Annotated in this window: 2 protein-coding genes; both read left to right on the top strand. The window is 40.1% G+C overall.

Annotation, left to right across the window (positions count from 1 at the left end):
* Nucleotides 1–924 precede the first annotated feature (924 nt).
* Complete coding sequence (locus AC07YT_RS21290) at nt 925–2,247, top strand: AAA family ATPase (protein ID WP_086545786.1); 1,323 nt, start codon at nt 925–927, stop codon at nt 2,245–2,247.
* Nucleotides 2,198–2,989 (top strand): RloB family protein, encoded by a 792-nt coding sequence (locus AC07YT_RS21285; protein WP_494945512.1) that lies wholly within the window; start codon nt 2,198–2,200, stop codon nt 2,987–2,989. Before AC07YT_RS21290 ends, AC07YT_RS21285 begins: the two co-directional genes overlap by 50 nt.
* Nucleotides 2,990–3,442: the final 453 nt, after the last annotated feature.

Here is a 3,442-nt window from a genome sequence, read left to right as displayed (position 1 = left end):
CATCCCGACATAGCATTAAATCGGAAAGTATATCTCTATTACAGATAAATTTTTCCGATTTTTTTTGCGTAATAAATTTGAAGGTTAGGCTCAATCCTATTGGCGTCTAAATATTTTTCACTCTATCGAGTATGTTTAATTTTAAGATTGCGATTGACTTTCGAAAATATTTGAAGCAGTTTTCGCATTAGAATGCTCTTGCTATATTAATTTAAGCCTAAACGACGATTTTACAAGATTTGAAAATCGCTAAAGGTGGGTATTTAAAGGGGAATGATTAAGTTTGATTAAACAATCTCAGTATATGTCTAAATCAAACGCTCCAATAACGATTCAGAAAAACCAGAACGTACAGAATAAGTGAAGATTATCCAGAAACTGTCCACCTTATTTCAGGCAAACTAGTCAGTTTTTACCCCTTCAAAATGATTACTAAATCCGCTATAAAGTATTCAATTGGCTGATTTTAAGTCTTTTCAAGTCTGTTTTAAGTCTACATGAATCTTCTATCATCCAAAACTAAATAATCTTTCTGATGCGTGAAAATTACCCTTTAAGGAAGATTTAAATGTGGGAGTGTTGTATTGGATTCAATAAGGAGGAAAATAACCGATTTAGGTTGTTGTTTGGGCTTTTCGATCAACTAAACAGGTTCCTTGGTGTTTTGGGAAAAGATCTATACCAGAATCAGTGAAAAATTCGGAAACTGGAATCAGCCATCATGAAGGTGTATTAGAGGAGGAAATCATGCACAAGTGTTCAAGCTGTAGCTGAAAGTCGGATGCACATTTTGGAATGAAATCGAGTGGCTACTATCTCTGAATTCCTCAACTATGGTTTTTGTGTAAATTATTCAATAAATAAATGTTTTAAGCCTTTAATTGTGATAATTATTGTTAATTTTGAATTATAATTTCAGAAAACATGATAATCCAGTTCAACTTCAGTAACTATAAAACCTTCAAGGAAAGAGCGACATTGAACATGATCGCCTCAAACTATGATAAGGACACTAATGAAGAAGATAATATCATACGCGTTGAGCAGCGTGACCTACGCGTACTCAAAAGCGCTGTCATTTATGGTCCAAACTCTGGAGGAAAAAGCAAGTTCATTGACGCGATCGGTTTTTTTAGAAAGTTTATCATCACCTCTTCCAAGGAAACCCAGCAGGGGGACACTATACCCGTGGAATCCTATAGGCTAAATTCCATGACTAGCGGAAAACCCTCGGATTTCGAAATGACCTTTATGGTAGATCGGGTGATCTATCGCTATGGTTTCGAGGTGAGTAAATCCGAGATCGTGGCGGAATGGCTCTATTCACGTCCAGAAAAAAAGGAAATCGAACTCTACTACCGTACGCTGCAAAAATTTGAATATGACACCAAACGTCTTGCCAAGATTGGTTCTCTGGAGCGAGAAGACCTAGTGCGAAAAAATTCCTTGTTGCTTTCGGTACTTGCCCAATTCAACGACCAAACCGCTATTTTGCTGTTAAACTATTTCCGCAACATGAACGCTGTTTCGGGACTGAACGAGCTGGATTATAAACACAGTTCCATCACCAAGGTAAAGGAAGACCCCGGCAAACGCGCCCAAATCGTAGAACTGTTGAAAAGCGCGGACCTGGGCATTCAGGACCTGCGTTATGAAGATCTTTATGAATCCTTCGATAATGAAGGAAAAAAGATGATTGGAGAATATAAAGATAGTTTTAATAAAATTGATCCTCATTTTTTTGCCAACATCATGACCAAGCATCAGGTTTACGATGAACATAATCAGCCCGATGGCTTCGTGGAATTCAGTATGTCCAAAGAAGAATCCGAAGGTACCCGGAAATATTTTCATTTCGCTGGCCTTGTGCTCGATGCGCTGGAGCAGGGGATGATCCTGCTCGTGGACGAGCTCGATTCGAAGTTGCATCCAAATCTGGTCTGCAAGATCGTTTCGCTTTTCAATTCCAGTATTACCAATCCGCAAAACGGCCAGCTGATATTCAATACCCATGATACCAATCTGTTAAGTTCGGGCATCTTTCGTAGGGACCAGGTGTGGTTCATTGATAAAGACCGTTACGGGGCATCCAGATTGTACTCTTTGGCCAATTTTAAAAATGAGGTCAGAAAGCATGAACCTTTCGAAGATAATTACATCCGGGGCAAATATGGTGCGACGCCCTTTTTGAACGAATTTGAAACAGTTGCTCAAGAAATTATTACGAAAAATGGCCAGGCAGAATAAAAGGGAGATTGAAAGACAAAAAGCGGAAACGCACAAAAAACAACTCGAACTCAGCAAGGCCAGACGCCGTGCGGGAGGTGAACTAGTGGCGCCTGAGCCCGAAATGGAAGTTAAGCCCAGTATATTGATCTATTGCGAGGGGCGAAATACAGAACCTTCCTATTTTAACCAGTTCAAGGTTTCCAGCGCGATTGTTAAAGCTTATGGAGAGGGTAAGAATACCCTGTCTTTGGTCGAGGCTGCAAAAAAGATTTCTGACGATGCTTCCGACCGGGGCAAGCCCTTTGATCAGGTTTGGTGTGTTTTCGACGCGGATCCCAAGCCTGATAACCCAAAGCAACTGGAGAACTTCAATGCTGCAGTCAAACAAAGCGAAGCCTACGGCTTTGGTACCGCCTATTCCAATCAGGCGTTTGAATACTGGTTGGTCCTGCATTTCGAGGACCATCAGGGCGCAGCCATGCCCCGAACCGACTATGATCCCAAGCTCAATAAATATCTCGCGCCATATGGTGTAACATATGATGGTAAAGGAACAAAAAAAGTCGGCAAAGATATGTTTGCAATTTTATTTGAGGTTATCGGGCATGATGAAAAGGGCAACCCCATCACGCGTTGTAAGCAGGCTACTGCACGTTCAAAACGGAACTACGATAACGCCGGTGACCATACCAATCCAGGCAAAGAGGAATCTTCCACCCGTGTGCATGAACTGGTTACCGAACTGCAAAAATATACTTAGATTAAAGTCAATGTTGAGCCCTGGCATTGACCTTTTATCCTCGTCACTAACCTTTAGGTCCCTTGGCTTTGCCTTGCAAAATGAAGACTCCGGAACTATTAAAGATTGCCATAGGTTACCAGAGAGGTTTTTTTTCGTGCTGGCAACTTGATATATCTAAGCCTTGATTTATGGTTTCTCTTGTCGTGAAATAGCTTGTCATTAAAAACTGAAAGACGGTAACAATATGTTTCAATGAAATTAGAACTTTCCAGAGTCGATTTTAATCGTCTGCAAGCTTCTTAAGATCCTGTAAAAATGATTCGAAAATTGTTCTGTCAGGTCGACACAAAACAAAAAGCCTTTAGATCATAAGATTTAAAGGCTTTTTTGTTTATTGTGGAGTCCTAAAAAAGGTTGACCAAATCTTAACAAAATGGTCAATAATAATTTAAAAAAATTGCAACGTTCACC

Source organism: Pedobacter sp. GW460-11-11-14-TSB4 (assembly GCF_059423705.1).
The sequence above is the reverse complement of the archived record's forward strand: the minus strand, read 5'-3'. Positions and strand labels throughout refer to the sequence as shown.